The following is a 17,058-nucleotide window of genomic DNA, read 5'->3' as shown; positions in this document are numbered from 1 at the left end:
GGTGCCCGGCGGTTCGCCGGGCACCGGCCCCGCCCCGCGCCCCGCACGCGTGCCGCGGCCGGGTCGACCACGGCCGCCCCAGCCGGATCTGAGCAGTCGCAGCAGCCCCGCGCCGACCAGGTACGCCACGAGCGCCGGGACGGGCAGGCCGAGCGGGTCCGGCGCGCTCTTCGGCGCGAGGCTGTTCAGCAGCAGTCCGGCGACCAGCCCGGCGTACCCGGCGACGGTCAGCGCGGTCCACGCCGGACCGTGCTCGCCGTCGGGCCGCCCCGCCCGGCCGCCGGCCGGGCGGCGGGTGCGGGCCTCGACCGGGCCGAAGACGGCGACCAGGGCCGAGAGCACCACGGTCAGGGCGAGCAGCCACGGGATCCGCCAGGCCCACCACGCCGGCGACCCGACCGGGGGCGTGGGCAGCACACCGAGCGCGTCCAGCAGGCCGACAAGCAGGATCGCGGCCGTCAGGTGCCACAGGAATACGGTGAGCACCACCGCGTTCACCGCGATCACCGCCTGCCACGGGCCGGGCCGGCGCAGCCAACGGCCGGCCGGGCGGCGCAGCAGCAGGATCAGCCCGAGCTGGGTGGTGGCGGCGGCGAGCAGCGCCAGGCTCGGCGGCGCGGCGTTGTCCAGCCGCTCGCCCGGCACGTGCAGCATCGCCACCGGGTACGGCCCGACAACGGTCAGCAGGACCAACGCGGCCACGCCGCCGGTGAGCAGGACTGCGCCGGCCCGGCGGGACAGCGGCAGCCGACGATGGCGGGGAAGCTGGGGTACGCGGGCGTCGTACCAGGCGAAGCCGAGCTGGTGCAGGGCCAGCCAGGCGAACAGGTAGTTGCCGTCGGCCAGTCCGCCCGGACCGAGCAGCCGGCCCAGGTCACCGAGCGCGACGAGACCGACGAGCACCGCCGGCACGGCCAGCCCGAACCGGCGGTGCAGCGCGTACATCGGCGGGGTCAGCCCCACCGCCACGAGATAGGCGACCAGGAACCAGAGTGGGATGGTGGCGAACCAGACCACCGTACGGACCTGGGCCGGCTCGGCGTCGCGTACGGTGGCGACCGCGGCGCCGGCGGTCAGCACCAGCAGCAGCATGGTGGTCGGTCGGACCAGCCGGGCGCTGCGGTCCACCAGCCAGCCGGTCGCGGTCCCGCCCCGGCGGGCGGTGAGAGAGGCGGCGTTGGCGTAGCCGCCGACCAGGAAGAACACCGGCATCACCTGGGCCAGCCAGGTCAGCGGCCAGGCCCAGGGCAGGTCGGCCAGCGCCGAGTGACCGGCCGGACGGCCGTGGTCGTACCCGATCGCGGTCACGCCCCAGTGGCCGAGCACGACCAGGGTGATCGCCAGCGCCCGGAGCAGGTCGACGTAGCGCTCCCGCTCCGGCGGCGTGCGCTCGGCGAGCTGCCGCAGGCGGCGCATGGCCCCAGGCTATGCCAGCTCTCGACGACCGATATGGATAACAGAGTCGCTTGACTGGTAGGAGATCTCCTACCTATGCTGGCGGTCATGTCCGTCACCCGTGTGCAGATCGTTTCCGTGCCCGTCCGCGACCAGGACCGGGCCCGCGACTTCTACGTCGACGTCCTCGGCCTCGACCTGGTCCGGGACAACCCGATGGGGCCCGGTGGCCGCTGGGTCCAGGTGGCCCCGAAGGGCGCCGCGGCCACGCTGACGCTCGTCACCTGGTTCGACAGCATGCCGCCCGGTTCCCTGCGCGGCCTGGTGCTGGAGACCGACGACCTCGACGCCGACGTCACCCGGCTGGGCGAGCGGGGCCTGACGTTCGCCGAGGACGGCGTCCAGGTCGCGCCCTGGGGCCGCTACGTCACGTTCGCCGACCCGGACGGCAACGGCATCGTGCTCCAGGAGACCCGTGTCTGAGTCGGACGTGTTCGCGGCCCTCGCCAACCCCACCCGGCGGGAACTGCTGCGGCTGCTCCGCGAGGAGGGGGAGCAGCCGGTGCAGCGCCTCGCCGACCGCTTCGACATGCGCCGCCCCAGCCTGTCCGAGCACCTGCGGGTGCTCAAGGAGGCCGGGCTGGTCACCGAGCAGCCGGTCGGCCGGCAGCGCTTCTACGCGCTGCGCCCCGAGCCGCTGCGCGAGGTGGCCGACTGGCTCACCCCGTACGAGCGGTTCTGGCGGTCCCGCCTGGCGGGCCTGCGCGAGGTGTTGGACGGGATGCCGGATGGCTGAGCCGACCCGCATCGCGGTGGACCAGTTCCTGCCCCATCCGCCGGCCAAGGTCTGGCGCGCGCTGACCGATTCTGATCTGATCGCCCGTTGGCTCATGCCGAACGACTTCCGGCCGGCCCGCGGGTACCGGTTCACCCTGCAGACCGTCCCGCGCCCCGGGCAGTGTTTCGACGGTACGGTCCACTGCGAGGTGCTGGAACTCGACGAGCCGCACCGGATGCGGTGGGCCTGGCGCGGCGGCCCGCTCGACACGGTGGTCACCTGGACGCTGGCGCCCGAGGGCCGGGGTACCCGCCTGTTCCTGGAACACGCCGGCTTCGACCCGGACGACCCGCTCCAGCGGCGGACGTTCACGCTGCTGGACGGCGGCTGGCGCACCACGGTCTGGACCCGTCTCGCCGACACGCTGGCCGCCCTGCCCTGAGCCGTCCCGGCCCGGCCGGTGGCCGGTGGCCGCGGTCGTCCGTGGTCGTGGTCCGTGGCCGTGGTTCTTGGTCGTGGTTCTTGGTCGTGGTTGGTGGTCGTGGTCCGCCGCCGCCTGGCGCGCCGAACGGGTCGGCGGGCCAGGCTCTGCCGTCCCGGCGCCACGGTGCCGACCGCAGCGACCCCGCGCCTGGTGCCGGCTGAAGGACGGCGGTGCCCGCCCCGGCGTGGCCGTCGGCGGAGGAGGTGGCCGTCGGCGGAGGAGGTGGCCGTCGGCGGAGGAGGTGGCCGTCGGCGGAGAATGTCGCCGTCGGCGGAGGAGGTGGCCGATCGGCGGCTAGAAACTTGATGACGCGGACGATTCAAGGCAACCGGCCGTCGGTGAGCCATCTATGTCATCAAGTTTCTAGGCACCCGAGGGCGGTCCCGCCCTGGCGCTCGGCGAGGCGGCCGGGAGTCACTCACGGGTGCCTCGCCGCGCTGGGAGCAGGAACGACTCGCTCCACCGGCCATCGCTTTCGATGGTGGTGAGCAGTGGTTGCTTCGGCTCCAGGAGGGCGTGGCAGGCACCATCCGTCCGCGCCACCCGCAGAGGGCGTGCGGGGTGCCCGGGGGGCGTGCGGGGACGGGCAGGGTGCCGGGGGAGGGGCGTGCGGGGGCGGGCGGGGTGCGGGTCACGCCGGCGGCGGGACGAGCCGGGCGTGCAGCACGGCCGGGTCGGACACCTCGGGTAGGTCGCGGGCGGCGAGCCAGGCCGCGGCGGCGGCGCCGTCCCCAGCGCCGTGCAGCGGTGCTCCCGGCCAGCGGCGGGACAGTTCGGCGCGGACCGCGGCAGCGAGCGGGGTATCGCCGGTGAGCAGGCCACCGCCGAGCACCACGGGGTCGGACGCACCGGCGGGGCGGATCCGGGAGACGCTCTCCGCCAGCAGCTCGGCGGCCTCCGCGATCAGGGCGCTGCCGGTCGGCTCACCCTCGCGGGCCGCCGAGACGACAACCGGCGCGAGTCGGGCCAGCTCCACCGGTGGGCGTCGGGTCACCGCCTGCACCACGGCGTCGACTGTGGCCCTGGGTCGGGCGGCCACCTCGCTGCTGCCGGTCAGCTCCGTCAGGACGCGGCGGGCCAGTTCCCCCGGCGGGTCGGCGCGGTCCAGGTCGGTCAGCAGCCGGTGGACCGCCTCCCGACCGAGCCAGAACCCGGAGCCCGCGTCGCCGAGCAGCCAGCCGTGACCGTCCGCGGTGCGGTCCAGGCGCAGCCCGCGCACCTGGGCGGCGATCGCGCCGGTGCCGGCGATGAGCACCGTGCCGTCCGGGGCGGCGGTGCCGGAGGCGTAGGCGACCAGGGCGTCGCCGTGCACCGTGTACGGGCACCGCAGCCCCGCGTCGGTCCACGCCCGGTCGAAGGCGGCGCGGCCGGTCGGGTCGGCGAGGAGGCGGCCGGCGCCGGCGAGGCCGATCACGCCGGCGCGTACCCGGGTCGGGTCGATGTCGGTGAGCGCCGCGCGCAGGGCGGAGAGCAGCTCGGCGGCGGCCGGCTCGGCGCCGTGACTGGTCGGGTTGCCGCCGCCCGCGCGGCCGGTGCCCAGGCGTACGCCGTCGAGGCTCAGGGCGGTGGCGCGGGTGGACGTACCCCCGACGTCGAGGCCGACCACGACGGTGTCCGACATGGTCTCCATGCTGGTGGGGCCGGTCCGCCCGGCGCAAGATCGCGGCCGGGCGGCAGGTAACAGTTTGAAAACTTCGCCCACAGCCTTGACACGGAGGGGCCTTCAGTAAGAACTTTTACCACTAACAGTTAACACTCCTTTCCGAAAGGCTTCCGCCGATGGCCGAGCACGAGGTCGAGACTTCCGCGGGAACCGCGGTGGTCGACGCCGCTCCGGCCGACCGGCGGGGCGTCGACGGGGTGCTGGCCAGGGTCCGGGCCGGCGCGGCGGAGCTGACGGGAGCCCTGCGCCGGGTCGCTGAGCACGTGCTCAGCGACCCGGAGGCAGCGGCGCGCGCGACGATCGTCGAGCTGGCCGAGCGCAGCGGCACCTCGCCGGCGACCATCACCCGGTTCTGCCGGGCGATGGGCTTCGAGGGGTACGCCGACCTGCGCCTCGGCATCGCCGCCGAAACCGGCCGGGCCCGCTCCGCCGGCTGGACCGTCGACATCGGCCGCGAGATCCAACCGGGCGACCCGCTCTCCCGGGTGCTCGACCAGATCATGGCCGCGGACACCCGGGCCATGCACGACACCGCCGCGCTGCTCGACCTGGCCGAGGTGGAACGCGCCGCGGTCGCCATCGCCGGGGCGAACCGGGTGAACATCTTCGGCGCCAGCGGCAGCGCCCTGGTCGGCGAGGAGATGCAGTTCAGCCTGCACCGCATCGGGGTGGCCGCCTGGGCGTGGAGCGACGTACACGAGGGCCTGGCCAGCGCCGCGCTGCTGAGCGCCGGCGACGTCGCGCTCGGCATCTCCCACACCGGTCAGACCCGGGAGACCATCGAGCTGCTCGCCGAGGCGGGCAGCCGCGGGGCCACCACCGTCGCGTTGACCGGCTTCCCCCGTTCGCCGCTCGCCGAGCTGGCCGACATCGTCCTGGTCACCGCCAGCCAGGCCACCACCTTCCGGCCGGATGCGCTCTCCGCCCGGCATCCCCAGCTCGTCGTACTCGACCTGCTCTACATCGCGGTGGCGCAGCGCACCCACGACCGCGCCCACGCGGCCTTCCGGCGTACCGCCCAGGCCGTGGACGGGCACAAGGCCGCGAAGGGGGCCCTCTCATGATCAGTGCCCAGGGGTACGCGGACGCCGTCCGCCCGGTCCTCGACCGGCTGGTGGACAGCCAGGCGACGGCGGTGCACCGGGCGGCGGACCTGATCGCCGGCGGCCTGCGCGCCGGTGGCGTGCTCCAGGCGTTCGGCGCCGGCCACTCGGAGGCGTTCGCCGCCGAGCTGGTCGCCCGGGCCGGCGGCCTGGTCCCCGCCAACCGACTCTCCCTGCACGACCTCGTGCTGCACGGCGACGCGCCCCGCGACGTGCTCGCCGACCCCAAGCTGGAACGCGACCCGGCGGTGGCGCATGATCTCCTCGCCCTGGCGGCGCCGCAACCGGAGGACGTGTTCGTCGTCGCCTCGCAATCCGGCATCAACGGCTCGGTGGTCGAGTTGGCGACGCTCGTCAAGCGGGGCGGCCACCCCCTGATCGCGGTCACGTCGGTCGAGCACACGGCCCGGGTCGCCCCTCGGCACCCCTCCGGGCACCGGCTCGTCGACCTCGCCGACGTCGTGCTGGACAACGGCGCGCCGTACGGTGACGCACTGCTGCCGCTCGAGGGCGGCGGCGCGGTCTGTGCGGTCTCCTCGGTCACCGCGGCGCTGCTGGCGCAGCTGCTGACCGCCGAGGTCGTACGACGGTTCCACCAGGCCGGAGAGGTGCCCCCTATCTACCTCTCCGCCAACGTCCCCGGTGGGGACGAGCACAACCTCGCCCTCGAGTCGCGGTACGCCGGGCGTCTCCGGCGGACCGCCTGACCCGACACCACAAGGAGAGACAAGATGTCGGTTACCCCCGAGAAGTCCGACCTCAGCCGTCGGACGCTGCTCCAGCGCGCCGGCGCGGCCGGCCTGATGGCCATCCCGGCGGCCGGTCTGCTCAGCGCCTGCGCCGGCAGCGAGCCGAGCAAGTCCGACAGCGGCGGCGGCGCGGCCAAGAGCGACGACAACCCGTTCGGTGTCAAGGACGGCAGCGCCGTCAAGGTGGTCGTGTTCAACGGCGGCCTGGGCGACCAGTGGGCGAAGGAGGACAAGGTCGTCTTCAACGCCAAGCACCCGAACGTCACGGTCAACATGTCTTCCACCCAGAAGATCAAGACCGAAGAGCAGCCCAAGATGGCGACCCAGCCGAGCGACCTGGTGATGAACTCGGGCGCCGACATGATGGACCGCAGCACCCTGATCAACGAGGGCGCCATCGAGCCGCTCGACGACCTGCTCACCGCGCCCGCCTGGGACGGCGAGGGCACGGTCGGCGACTCGCTGCTGCCCGGCACCGTCGCCGACGGCACCCAGAACGGCAAGTTCTACGTGGTGAACGTCGCCTACACGGTCTGGGGCAACTGGTACAACGCCGCCCTGTTCAAGAAGGAGGGGTGGACGCCGCCGACCACCTGGGACGAGTTCTTCGCCCTGGCGCCGAAGATCAAGGCCAAGGGCATGGCGCCGTACGTGCACGACGCGGCGCACGGCTACTACCCGCGCTGGGCGCTGTTCGCCAGCATCTGGAAGGCGGTCGGCAAGCAGGCCGTCGTCGACATCGACAACCTCAAGGACGGCGCCTGGAAGGCCGACGGCATCGTCGCCGCGCTGGAGCCGTGGGAGAAGCTGGTCAAGGACAAGCTGCTGCTGCCGGGCAAGCTCGACCACACCCAGTCGCAGCAGGCGTGGCTGGACGGCAAGGCGGCGTTCATCCAGGTCGGCACGTGGCTCAAGAACGAGATGGCGTCGACCATCCCGCCGGGCTTCGAGCTGACCATCTCCGACTACTGGAGCAAGCCCGGCGACAAGGCCGCCAAGGACGTCTTCGCCTCCTCCGGCGAGGGCTTCGTGGTGCCCAGCAAGGCACCGAACAAGGAGGCCGCGAAGGAGTTCCTGCGGGCCATCCTGTCCAAGACCGGGTCGGCGAAGTTCGCCGAGCTGACCAAGTCGCTGGCATCCACGAAGGGCTCCGGCGACAACGTCCAGGACAGCGCGCTGGCCAGCGCGAACGCCCTCGTCAAGGGCGGCAGCGGGGACCTCATCTCGGTGAAGTTCCCGGACTTCTACGCCGACCTGGACAAGGAGAGCCAGAACCTCTCCGAGGAGCTGATGGCGGGCCGGCTCACCGCGCAGCAGTTCGTCGACAAGATGCAGACGGCCGCCGACAAGGTCGCCAAGGACTCGTCGATCAAGAAGCAGACCCGCACCGCCTGACGCTGTCGAGGAAGTGAGTTCAATGCGGCACGGAGTCGCGCGTTTCGTCACGGGCTTCCTGGCCCTGCCCGTCGCGCTGTACCTGTTCTACGTGGTGTGGCCGTTCGCCCAGGCGGCGGGCTACTCGCTCACCGACTGGGGTGGGTACTCGGATTCCCAGCGCTTCGTCGGGCTGGACAACTACGTCCGGCTGTTCTCCGACGAGCTGATCCGGAAGGCGTTCTGGCACAACGTGTTCTTCCTGGTCACCGTGCCGCTGTTCACGATCGCGCTGGCCCTGTTCCTCGCGTTCCTGCTCAACGTGGGCGGACGCGAGGACAGGGCCGGCATCCGCGGGGTGTTCGGCTCCGCGGTCTACAAGGTGGTCTTCTTCTTCCCGCAGGTGCTGTCGCTGGTGGTCATCGCCGTCATGTGGCAGCAGATCTACCGCACCGACGGGCAGGGCCTGATCAACGGCCTGCTGATCAAAGCCGGCCTGGTGGACGCGGACAACCCGATCGCCTTCACCGCCGACCCGGAGCCGTTCCTCGGCGTGCCGGCGGTGCTGTGGTGGCTGCTGCTCATCGCGGTGTGGAGCGGCGCCGGCTTCTACATGGTGCTCTTCTCCGCCGCCATGCAGTCGATCCCGAAGGACATCTACGAGGCCGCGATCCTCGACGGCGCGGGCCGGTTCCACACCTTCTTCCGGGTGACCCTGCCGCTGCTGCGGGACAGCATCTCGGTGGCCTGGGTCTACCTCGGCTTCATCGCGCTGGACATGTACGCCCTGGTCTTCGTCATGACGCCGAGCCAGGGCGGGCCGAACCACGCCAGCGAGATCTTCGCGTCGGTGCTCAACTTCACCGCGTTCCAGAAGGGCCAGTTCGGCTACGCCTGCGCGATGGGTGTCGCGCTCGCCATCTTCACGATCCTGCTCGCCGCGGTGCAGCTGAGGATCACCCGTCGTGACCGTATCGAGTACTGAAGGAGGCGCGGCGATGAGCACGGCAACACACGGTCTCGACCGGGCCGGCCAGGCCACCACCGGATCGGGCGGCGTCCCCGTACGCCGGGAGGAGCGGCACCGCGCCGGGGTCGGCTCCCGGATCTTCAACGGCTTCTCCCACGTGTTCCTGGTGGTCTGGGCCGTGATGGTCATCTACCCGCTGCTGTGGGTGGTGATGTCCGCGCTGAAGGACGACTCGGAGGTCATCCGCGAGCCGCTCTCCCTGATCCCGGACAAGCTGCACTGGGAGAACTTCGGCCGGGCCTGGACCGAGGGGCACCTCGGCTCGTTCTTCCTGAACACCCTCCTGGTGCTGGCCGGCAGCGTCACGCTGACCATGCTGCTCGGCTCGATGGCCGCGTACGCGCTGGCGCGGTTCGAGTTCCGCGGCAACCGGCTGATCTACTACATGTTCCTGTCCGGGCTGACACTGCCGATCTACCTGGCCGCGGTGCCGCTGTTCAAGGGCGTCTACAACACCGGGGTCAGCTTCCCGCTGCTCGGCCCGAACAAGCACGTGATGCTGATCCTGGTCTACGTGGCCTGGTCGCTGTCGTTCACGATCTTCTTCATGCACTCGTTCTTCCGGACGCTGCCCGAGTCGATCGCGGAGGCGGCCTCGGTCGACGGGGCCTCGCACACGCGCACGTTCTTCAGCGTGATGCTGCCGATGGCCAAGCCCGGCCTGATCAGCATCGGCATCTTCAACGTGCTCGGCCAGTGGAACCAGTGGTACCTGCCGACCCTGCTCATGCAGTCCGTCGCCGGCGAGCCGAAGCACCAGGTCATCGCGCAGGGGCTGATCGAGCTGTCGGTCAACCAGGGCTACAAGTCCGACTGGTCCGGATTGTTCGCCGGGGTCACCATGGCGATGCTGCCGGTGCTGATCGTGTACATCGTCTTCCAGCGCCAGGTCCAGTCCGGCCTCACCGCAGGCGTCAGCAAGTAACCGCACGCGCCACGCGGTCGGGCCGGCCCGGGCCGGGCCGCGCCGCGCGTTAGGCGGGGGCCCCGCTTAACACCAGGTGTTAAGCGGGGCCCCCGCCTATGCAGAAAACGTTAAGCGGGGCCCCCGCCTTACACCCTCACCCTGTCGGTGGGGGGAGGCAGAATCGCGTTTGTGCGGGTGGTGGCGGTGGTGGCGGGGGAGCGGGGCGGCGGGACGCTGCAACCGCTCGACGTCGACGGCCGCCCGGCCGGCCCGGCCGAGGAGGTGGCCGACCTGGCCGCCGCCGTCGGTGCCCGCGAGGCGGCCGAGCGGCCCCGCTGGGTGTGGGCCACCGGCGGGAGCGTCTACCCGGCGTTGCTGCGCGCCGGGATCCGGCTCGACCGCTGCCACGACGTCGAGCTGACCGAGGCGTTGCTGCTCGGGCACGCGGGCCGTTGGGGAGAGCCGCGCGCGCTGCCCGCCGCCTGGGCCCGGCTGACCGGGGCGCCGGTCCCACCGGACCCGGCGCCCCGCCCGCCGGAGCCGCCCGGCCACGGCCAGGGCGCGCTCTTCGACCCACCGTCCGGCCCGCCGGGCCCCGGCCTCACGGCATTGACCCGGGTGTACGCGGACCAGCTCGCCCGGGTCGCGGCGACCACCCACCCCGGCCGGTTCCGGCTGCTGGTGGCCGCCGAGTCGGCAGGTGTCCTGGTCGGCACCGAGATGGGCGCGGCCGGCCTGCCGTGGCGCGTCGACGTGCATGACGCGATCCTGGCCGAGCTGCTCGGCGAGGCGTCCCCGGTGGGCGGGCCACCCCGCCGGCTGGCCGACCTCCAGGCGCGGATCGCCGCCGCGTTCGGCGTACGCCATCTGCACGCCGACTCGCCCGCGGAGCTGTTGCGGGCGTTCGCCCGGGCGGGGGTGGAGCTGCCGAACACCCGGGCGTGGGTGCTGCGCGGGGTGGAACATCCGGCGGTGCCGCTGGTCCTGGAATACAAGGAGCTCTACCGGATCTGGACGGCGCACGGCTGGGCCTGGCGCGACGCCTGGGTGTCCGGCGGCCGGTTCCGTCCGGAGTACGTGCCCGGCGGCGTGGTCTCCGGCCGGTGGGCGACCCGGGGCGGCGGGGCGTTGCAGATCCCGAAGGTGATCCGGCGGGCGGTGGTGGCCGATCCGGGCTGGACGTTCGTGGTGGCCGACGCCGGCCAGCTCGAACCGCGGGTGCTGGCGGCGGTCTCCGGCGACCAGCGGCTGGCCGCCGCCGGTGGCGCCGGTGATCTGTACGCGGCGCTGGCCCGGGACGCGTTCGCCGGTGACCGGACCCGGGCCAAGGTGGCATTGCTCGGCGCGATGTACGGGCAGACCGGCGGCGCGGCGGTGCCGGCGCTGGCGGTGCTGCGCAGGAGCTATCCGACCGCGTTCGGCTACGTCGAGGCGGCGGCGCGTACCGGTGAGGCGGGTGGGCTGGTCCGGTCGTGGCTGGGGCGTACCTGCCCGCCGGGCGCGGTCGGGTTCGCCGATGCGGACGAGGTGGTGCCGGACGTCGAGGCGGATCCGCGTGGTCCGTCGGCGCGTGCGGCCCGTTCGCGTGGGCGGTTCACCCGAAACTTCGTCATCCAGGCCACTGCCGCGGAGTGGGCCTCGACGCTGCTGGCCACGCTCCGCACCGCGCTGGCCGGCAGCGCGGCCGAGTTGGTCTTCTTCCAGCACGACGAGGTGGTGGTGCACTGCCCGGCCGACGAGGCCGGCGCGGTCGCCGAAGCGGTCACCGCCGCCGGGGAGCGGGCCACCACGCTGTTGTTCGGCGACACCCCGGTCCGATTCCCGCTCGATTTGTCCACGGTGGACTGCTACGCAGATGCGGCATAGTCACACAATTTTCCGTTTTGCCCCGCTACCCGGCCCCGAGCGCGCTCGTTGGGCCCGGTGTGCGTACGACGGGACGGACCGGGCGCTGCTGTGCCCGGTCCGTCCCCCTGGTCGAGGGGGCACCGCTGAACCGGATCGCTGCAATGATCATCGCCGCTGGTGGGGGCCGCCGCATCGGCGGACCCGAGGCGCTGCTGCACCTGGGCGAGAAGCCGCTGGTGAGCCGGATGATCGACACGATGGCCGACGCGGGCTGCGCGCAGGTCGTGGTCGTGCTGGGCGCGGCGGCCGAGCAGGTGCGGCGGACCACCGACCTGACCGGCGCCACAGTCGTGGTCAACCGGGCCTGGGGGACCGGGGTGGGCTCCTCGATCCGGGCCGGGCTGGCCGCGCTCACCGACGACGGCATCGAGGCGGTCGTCGTGGTGCCGGTGGACATGCCCGGGCTCACCGCGGCGGCGGTACGCCGGGTGGCCGCGCTGCCGTATCCGGATGCGCTCGTCTGCGCCACCTACGAGGGGTTGCGCAACTATCCGATGCTCTTCGGCCGCCGGCACTGGCCCGGCATCGCCACGCTGGCGAGCGCCGACGTCGGCGCCCGGCCCTACCTGCTGGCGCACAAGGAGCAGATCGTCGACATCTCCTGCGACTCGGTGGCCGACGGCAGCCGGATCGACAGTCCGGAGTTGATGGCGCTCTACGGCCTGTCGGTGCCCGAGCAGCGCATCGGCGCGTGAATCGGCAGGGCGAAGCGAACCCACCGATCGCCGTATCCGGTCCAGGACCTCGGCGATCTCCCGGGTTTCCTTGTGGTCCGGCCCGTACGCCAGCGCTAGGTCCTCGTGCATCGGGACGAGTTCGTCCAGGGCTGGTTCGACGCTGCCCTCGGTGAGCAGAAGCCTGGCGATGTTGCGACGCGGCTCCAGTGCGTCGGGCGACACATCCCCCTCAGCCACATTGATCTTGACCGGGCGTGCCCAACGTTACGATTCGACCGTCGACCCGACACCGTCCGCAGTGGTCACTGAACAATCCCAGGTCCGGGGCATGCTGTGCGGATGACCCAGATGCTGAGGCGCGCCTTGTAGTATGTCGCCAGCAGACGTCACGCGCGCCCTGCGCCTGCGGTGGCGCACAGTGGTCGGCGGTGGAGGGCTGTGTGGGACCAGAAGGCACTGAGGGGACCCTTTCCGAAGACTTGTCCCCAGACTGTCTGTTCTGTCGGCAGGATGACGTGCGCCTGAACCGGATCTCGCACCGGAACGCGACCTGCTTTGCCCGACTGGACAATTTTCCGGCCTCGGAGGGGCACACCGAGATCGTCCCGAAACGCCACGTGGAGTCGTTCTTCGATCTGACTGCCGAGGAACTCCGTGATGCCTTCGCGCTGATCTTGGCGGTGCGCGACGAACTGTCCCAACGGTTACGGCCGGAGGGATGGACCATCGGTGTCAATGAGGGCCGCGCGGCGGGGCGCAGCGTCGACCACCTGCACATTCACCTCATACCCCGCCGATTCGGTGACGTCGAGGACCCAGCCGGCGGCATACGGCAGATCCTGCCCAACTGTGATCCGGGCACCTGGCAGGCGGCTACGGACCAGGCGATGAACGAGCGCCATCGGGTGCTGAGCTGACCGCTCTCAATCCGTCAGACGTGCAGGATGCCGTCGTCTCCCAGCAGCATGCACAACGAATTGACCTCGTGCCAGAGTTCGTCGTCGGCGAGGGTGCCGAAGCCGGACGTGGCGTCCACGCTGACGCAGCCGATGAACTCGCCCCGTCCGTTGCGGATGGGGCTGGCGAAGACGGCACCGCGGTGGCGTACTCGCTGGAACTCCGACCAGGAGAGGTTCATGACGGCGTCGGCGCCCTCGGAGTCGACGTAGGCGTCATATTCGGCCGCTGTGGTGAGCTTGGCCGCGAGCAACTCGACGTCGACGGCCACCTCCTCGTTACGCTTCCAGCAGAGTCCGACGACGCCGGCACCGCGACCGGGTTCGAAGGCGCGGGTGGCGGGAGTGCTTCCCAGCCGATAGGTGGCGATGCGAACCAGCCGGCGACGAGGGTGCCGCACCGCCCAGGCGATTCGCCACACGTGCAGGCCGAGGTCGGAAGGCGGTGGCTTCGGGTCGATGCGCGCGGCGATGGCGAGCAGCCGGCCGAAGTGGTTGAGGATCTGATGGCGTACGGCGGTGCGCCGAGCCATTTGGGAGCGCTCGGACCAGACCTGGGCTGGGGTGAGGGCGCCGAAAGTCGCGATGATGGCCACCAGGAAGGCGATGACGTAGCGGCGGCCACCGAGAATGCTGTTCCAGAACGGGGCGGATGGTACGGAATACTGCTGCGCGACCATGACGCACGTCGCGGAAAGCATTATCGCACGGTCGACGATCTTCGCCGTGAGTGGCCCCATGCGACTAACGGTAGAACGCATGAACAAGCCGGTGAACTGATCACAAATATCTAACTGACATCGATCAATGCTACGGTGGATGCGTCCGCTTCACCTTCCGGCACGGAGGTCGGCGTGGCTGTCACGTCAAGGTGCAACGGTGCCGAACTGTGCGACGAACTGCGCTCCGCTGACGTCAGCACCTTTACGATGACCTATGAGGGTGACCCGCCCAGCCGGCAGATCGCATCCGTCCCGGGCTTCCGGCTCATCGCCGACATGTCTCCGCTGACGGTCGGTCACCTGCTGCTGCTGCCCGAGGACCACTATCTCAGCTTCGGGCATCTCGACGCCGAGCAGTCCGAGCGTGCACGCGCCATCGTCAATGTCCTCCGGCCGCTCTACGTCGCGACCTTCGGGCAGATGGCCGTCTTGGAGCACGGCTCCTCTTCGGAGATGCCCTCGGCGTGCATCACCCACGCCCACTGGCATTTCCTTCCGATCGACGCGGCCCGGGCGGCGAACCTGATGGCACGCGACGGGCTGACACGTGTCGAGTTACCCGACTTCACCGGGTTGCAGCGGTTCGCGGCGGCCGACCGACCCTACTACTACTGCGGCGACGGCAGCACGCACATCGTCTTCGACGCGCAGCGTCGCGTCCGCAGCCAGTATCTCCGCTCGGTGGTCGGAGCCATGCTCGGCATGGCCGATCCGGAATGGGACTGGTCGGTGGTGATCCGCAAGGACCTCCTCCGGGCGACGCTGATCGCCACGCAGGGCTGGCAGGAGCGGCTCGTGGGCGGTGTGGCGGCACCGGGCGTACGCGGGTAGCCGCGTGTTGGCACCTATGGCATACATTGATGCCGCCCCCGCATCCGGCAGAGGGATTCTCTCGAATGCATCACGGCTTGGCGATCTCTGCGGACGGTCCTAGCGCCAGTGGCAAGACGACCCTCGCCTACGCACTCGCATCTCGACTGCGCATGCACATGCTCGACACGGGGCTGACCTACCGCGCCGTCGCCTATGCCGCGCTGCGGGAGCCGATCTCGCCCGGCGGTCCCCTGTTCGAGCTGCTGCGTCATGAGGTGGCGGCACCAGGGGCGCGACCCGCCCTGCCCGCTGTCGTTTACCACGGGGAAGACATCACCGACGCCATTTGGTCACCAGAAGTGGAACATCAGTTGCGCGTCATATCCGCCGACCCGGCATGGCGGCACGACATCACCACGCACCATCGAATGATCATAGATAGGCACGAGCGCATGATCGTCGTCGGGCGTGACTGCGCCACGGCCGTTATGACGAACGCTGATTGCCACGTGTTTCTCACTGCCAATGAGGCGATCCGGCGGCAACGCCGTCGCCTCCAATACCGGGCGATGCCCGGTCGCACAGTGAGTGCCGGGCCGGCGACCAGGCTCGACGACGCCACCCGCGAACACGTCAGCAGCCAGCCGCACGGCCTCGTCCTGGACACCACCTTCCTGTCGACATCCGCCACGGTGAGGGCCGTCCTTCATCATTTGGGAGACCACCGATGAATTCCGAAGCCACCTACTCCGACGAACCGACCCGGGTCGCAATGCTGGTCGGTGCATTCCTCGCCGGTCAGTCCGGCGCCGTCCTCGGCGACGGGCACGGCCCGCACGCCACCCTGACCGGGGGCGCCGACGCAAGGGACGACTGTGCGGTCTACGAGGTCGACGGCCCGGTCACCCTCGTGGTCGGATCGGACTACGTCCGCGGTCCCAAGTTCGCCCTCTACGAACAGGGCCTGTTGACGAACTTCGACATCGGCTACTACGTCGTGGCCGCCAACGTCAGCGACGTCGCCGCGATGGGTGCCGCACCGATCGGCGTCCTGACCGTCGTCCGCTATCCCCACGACCTCGATGACGACGCCTTCCTCGACATCATGGCGGGCATCAACCAGGCGTGCGCCGACTTCGGCACCTTGAACGTCGGCGGCGACATCGGCAACGCCGAGCGCATCGTCCTGTCCGCCTCGGCCATCGGCATCTGCCGCACCGGCACCGCCCTGACCCGTCGTGGTGCCCGACCCGGTGACTATCTGTGTGTCACCGGCCCGTGCGGGGTCTTGGGCGCTGCGGTCGCCTATTTCCCCAAGCGCAGCGCGAACGGTTGGCACCTGGCCGACGCCCTGGAACAGGACCTTCTGGATGGCTGGCGCCGGCCGCGCGCCCGAGTGGCCGAAGGACGGGTGCTGTCGACCGGTGGCTACGCGACCGCCTGCCAGGACACGTCCGACGGGCTCAAGGCCACCATCGAGCAGCTCGCTGCCACCAGTCGGGTCGGCTTCGAGGTCACCGAGGACGACATCGCCGTTCACCCGGCAGTCAGTGCGGTCGCCAAACTCATCGGCTCCGACGACGTCACCCTCGCGATGAGCGCCTCAGCGGACTTTCAGCTGGCCTTCACCGTTCCCGCCGATCGGCTCGACGCCTGCCGGGACGCATTCGCCCGCAACGGCCTGACGTTCGACGTCATCGGCCGCGCCACCGCGCCCGAGTCGGGGGTGGCCTTCGTCGGCCGCGGCGGCGACCGCCACGCCCTGCCGGGCGTCGCCTGGAAGCATCAGACGACCGACGTCAGCGGCCTCGTCGCCGGAGTCACCGCTCCCACCACCGCCGCACCGTGACCGTCACCACCACGGCTTGGCCCGGAACCGCTCGAATCCGCCAGTCCTATGCCTCGCTGGCCGAGCAATACACCGCGATGACCGCCAGCTACAGCCGGTTTCCCGGACTACAGCAGGAACTGGAGGCGTTCCTCGTCACGCTGCCGGACGGGCCTGTACTGGATCTCGGCTGTGGAGCGGGCCGGGACGCACACCTGACGAGCGCGACCGGCAGGACGGCCGTCCTCGCGGACGTCACCATCGAACTGCTGACCGCCACGGCAACACGCCTCGCCACGCCGCACGCCGTGTGTGGGGACGCGATCGCCCTGCCGTTCCGGCAGGCATGTTTCGCCGGCATCATCGCCAGCGGTGTCCTGCTGCACCTGCCCAAGCCCTACACCGCCGCTGCGCTCACCGGCATCCACCGCACCCTGCGGCCCGGTGGCCGGGCACTGATCAGCATGAAGCACGGAGGCCGGGACGGATGGCGCACCACGGAGGAGTTCCCCGCGCCCCGCTGGTTCAGCTACTACGAGCCGGAAGAGTTCGCCGATGCCTGCCGCGCGGTCGGGCTGCGCGTCGTGCACCTGGACAAGAGCACGCGGAAGGACTGGTTCACCGCCACGACGGAACGGCCGCCGTCCGGTGGGGGCGGCTGAGCCCAGCCC

Annotated in this window: 17 protein-coding genes and 1 pseudogene; 15 read left to right on the top strand and 3 right to left on the bottom strand. The window is 71.2% G+C overall.

The window, feature by feature from the left end:
- Window positions 1–66: 66 nt before the first annotated feature.
- Window positions 67–1,416 (bottom strand): annotated as a pseudogene (locus O7613_RS15515) (acyltransferase); the annotation flags it as partial.
- Window positions 1,417–1,503: 87 nt separating this feature from the next.
- Between O7613_RS15515 and O7613_RS15510 the strand changes: the two are divergent.
- The 3 genes from O7613_RS15510 to O7613_RS15500 are packed head-to-tail and all read left to right on the top strand — an operon-like array spanning window position 1,504 to window position 2,615.
- Window positions 1,504–1,878 (top strand): glyoxalase superfamily protein, encoded by a 375-nt coding sequence (locus tag O7613_RS15510; protein WP_282289138.1) that lies wholly within the window; start codon window positions 1,504–1,506, stop codon window positions 1,876–1,878.
- The gene (locus O7613_RS15505; RefSeq protein WP_281587709.1) at window positions 1,871–2,191 is read left to right on the top strand and encodes a metalloregulator ArsR/SmtB family transcription factor; all 321 of its coding nucleotides are present in this window, start codon (window positions 1,871–1,873) and stop codon (window positions 2,189–2,191) included. The genes O7613_RS15510 and O7613_RS15505 overlap by 8 nt, the downstream gene beginning before the upstream one ends.
- Window positions 2,184–2,615 (top strand): SRPBCC domain-containing protein, encoded by a 432-nt coding sequence (locus tag O7613_RS15500; RefSeq protein WP_282289137.1) that lies wholly within the window; start codon window positions 2,184–2,186, stop codon window positions 2,613–2,615. Before O7613_RS15505 ends, O7613_RS15500 begins: the two co-directional genes overlap by 8 nt.
- A gap of 673 nt (window positions 2,616–3,288) precedes the next feature.
- On the opposite strand, the gene O7613_RS15495 is transcribed toward O7613_RS15500, so the two are convergent.
- Window positions 3,289–4,278, bottom strand: coding sequence for a BadF/BadG/BcrA/BcrD ATPase family protein (locus tag O7613_RS15495; RefSeq protein ID WP_282289136.1), 990 nt, complete (start codon window positions 4,276–4,278; stop codon window positions 3,289–3,291).
- Window positions 4,279–4,436: 158 nt separating this feature from the next.
- Here O7613_RS15495 and O7613_RS15490 point away from each other — a divergent pair, with 158 nt between their 5' ends.
- The 8 genes from O7613_RS15490 to O7613_RS15455 all read left to right on the top strand — a co-directional run bounded on the left by O7613_RS15490 (window position 4,437) and on the right by O7613_RS15455 (window position 12,985).
- Window positions 4,437–5,384 (top strand): MurR/RpiR family transcriptional regulator, encoded by a 948-nt coding sequence (locus O7613_RS15490; RefSeq protein ID WP_281587712.1) that lies wholly within the window; start codon window positions 4,437–4,439, stop codon window positions 5,382–5,384.
- Window positions 5,381–6,130, top strand: a complete 750-nt coding sequence (locus O7613_RS15485; RefSeq protein ID WP_281587713.1) for an SIS domain-containing protein — start codon at window positions 5,381–5,383, stop codon at window positions 6,128–6,130. The genes O7613_RS15490 and O7613_RS15485 overlap by 4 nt, the downstream gene beginning before the upstream one ends.
- Before the next feature lie 24 nt (window positions 6,131–6,154).
- A complete protein-coding gene (gene ngcE, locus O7613_RS15480) occupies window positions 6,155–7,567 on the top strand; it encodes an N-acetylglucosamine/diacetylchitobiose ABC transporter substrate-binding protein (protein ID WP_281587714.1) in 1,413 nt (470 codons plus the stop codon).
- 22 nt (window positions 7,568–7,589) lie between these two features.
- Window positions 7,590–8,531, top strand: coding sequence for a sugar ABC transporter permease (locus tag O7613_RS15475; protein WP_281587715.1), 942 nt, complete (start codon window positions 7,590–7,592; stop codon window positions 8,529–8,531).
- Window positions 8,532–8,697: 166 nt separating this feature from the next.
- Window positions 8,698–9,501: a carbohydrate ABC transporter permease gene (locus O7613_RS15470; RefSeq protein WP_348775416.1), complete on the top strand. Its 804-nt coding sequence runs from the start codon at window positions 8,698–8,700 to the stop codon at window positions 9,499–9,501.
- Between the two features lie 141 nt (window positions 9,502–9,642).
- On the top strand, window positions 9,643–11,349 hold the full coding sequence (locus O7613_RS15465) for a bifunctional 3'-5' exonuclease/DNA polymerase (RefSeq protein WP_282294548.1): 1,707 nt from the start codon (window positions 9,643–9,645) through the stop codon (window positions 11,347–11,349).
- A 143-nt stretch (window positions 11,350–11,492) separates the two neighbouring features.
- Window positions 11,493–12,086: an NTP transferase domain-containing protein gene (locus tag O7613_RS15460; protein ID WP_281587717.1), complete on the top strand. Its 594-nt coding sequence runs from the start codon at window positions 11,493–11,495 to the stop codon at window positions 12,084–12,086.
- A gap of 236 nt (window positions 12,087–12,322) precedes the next feature.
- Window positions 12,323–12,985, top strand: a complete 663-nt coding sequence (locus tag O7613_RS15455; RefSeq protein WP_348775375.1) for an HIT family protein — start codon at window positions 12,323–12,325, stop codon at window positions 12,983–12,985.
- A gap of 14 nt (window positions 12,986–12,999) precedes the next feature.
- Here the strand turns inward: O7613_RS15455 and O7613_RS15450 are convergent, their stop codons facing one another.
- The gene (locus O7613_RS15450; RefSeq protein ID WP_281587720.1) at window positions 13,000–13,764 is read right to left on the bottom strand and encodes a hypothetical protein; all 765 of its coding nucleotides are present in this window, start codon (window positions 13,762–13,764) and stop codon (window positions 13,000–13,002) included.
- Between the two features lie 114 nt (window positions 13,765–13,878).
- Here O7613_RS15450 and O7613_RS15445 point away from each other — a divergent pair, with 114 nt between their 5' ends.
- From O7613_RS15445 to O7613_RS15430, 4 genes are read left to right on the top strand one after another with little or no spacing between them, the layout of a single operon-like run.
- Window positions 13,879–14,577: a hypothetical protein gene (locus O7613_RS15445; protein WP_281587723.1), complete on the top strand. Its 699-nt coding sequence runs from the start codon at window positions 13,879–13,881 to the stop codon at window positions 14,575–14,577.
- Window positions 14,463–15,290, top strand: a complete 828-nt coding sequence (locus O7613_RS15440) for a (d)CMP kinase (RefSeq protein ID WP_348775374.1) — start codon at window positions 14,463–14,465, stop codon at window positions 15,288–15,290. Before O7613_RS15445 ends, O7613_RS15440 begins: the two co-directional genes overlap by 115 nt.
- Window positions 15,287–16,408 (top strand): thiamine-phosphate kinase, encoded by a 1,122-nt coding sequence (gene thiL, locus O7613_RS15435; protein ID WP_281587727.1) that lies wholly within the window; start codon window positions 15,287–15,289, stop codon window positions 16,406–16,408. The genes O7613_RS15440 and thiL overlap by 4 nt, the downstream gene beginning before the upstream one ends.
- Window positions 16,405–17,049 (top strand): class I SAM-dependent methyltransferase, encoded by a 645-nt coding sequence (locus tag O7613_RS15430; RefSeq protein WP_282289133.1) that lies wholly within the window; start codon window positions 16,405–16,407, stop codon window positions 17,047–17,049. Before thiL ends, O7613_RS15430 begins: the two co-directional genes overlap by 4 nt.
- Window positions 17,050–17,058: the final 9 nt, after the last annotated feature.

This window comes from Micromonospora sp. WMMD975, assembly GCF_029581215.1.
In the GTDB taxonomy this organism is placed as follows: domain Bacteria; phylum Actinomycetota; class Actinomycetes; order Mycobacteriales; family Micromonosporaceae; genus Micromonospora.
This window is presented reverse-complemented; position numbering and strand designations above follow the sequence as displayed.

Excerpts from the sequence above, each read along its gene's own strand:
- O7613_RS15510 (WP_282289138.1), top strand. The coding sequence starts at position 1,504 with ATGTCCGTCACCCGTGTGCAGATCGTTTCCGTGCCCGTCCGCGACCAG.
- O7613_RS15500 (WP_282289137.1), top strand. The coding sequence starts at position 2,184 with ATGGCTGAGCCGACCCGCATCGCGGTGGACCAGTTCCTGCCCCATCCG.
- O7613_RS15495 (WP_282289136.1), bottom strand. The coding sequence starts at position 4,278 with ATGTCGGACACCGTCGTGGTCGGCCTCGACGTCGGGGGTACGTCCACC.
- O7613_RS15490 (WP_281587712.1), top strand. The coding sequence starts at position 4,437 with ATGGCCGAGCACGAGGTCGAGACTTCCGCGGGAACCGCGGTGGTCGAC.
- O7613_RS15485 (WP_281587713.1), top strand. The coding sequence starts at position 5,381 with ATGATCAGTGCCCAGGGGTACGCGGACGCCGTCCGCCCGGTCCTCGAC.
- ngcE (WP_281587714.1), top strand. The coding sequence starts at position 6,155 with ATGTCGGTTACCCCCGAGAAGTCCGACCTCAGCCGTCGGACGCTGCTC.
- O7613_RS15475 (WP_281587715.1), top strand. The coding sequence starts at position 7,590 with ATGCGGCACGGAGTCGCGCGTTTCGTCACGGGCTTCCTGGCCCTGCCC.
- O7613_RS15470 (WP_348775416.1), top strand. The coding sequence starts at position 8,698 with ATGGTCATCTACCCGCTGCTGTGGGTGGTGATGTCCGCGCTGAAGGAC.
- O7613_RS15460 (WP_281587717.1), top strand. The coding sequence starts at position 11,493 with ATGATCATCGCCGCTGGTGGGGGCCGCCGCATCGGCGGACCCGAGGCG.
- O7613_RS15450 (WP_281587720.1), bottom strand. The coding sequence starts at position 13,764 with ATGGGGCCACTCACGGCGAAGATCGTCGACCGTGCGATAATGCTTTCC.
- O7613_RS15440 (WP_348775374.1), top strand. The coding sequence starts at position 14,463 with ATGGGACTGGTCGGTGGTGATCCGCAAGGACCTCCTCCGGGCGACGCT.
- thiL (WP_281587727.1), top strand. The coding sequence starts at position 15,287 with ATGAATTCCGAAGCCACCTACTCCGACGAACCGACCCGGGTCGCAATG.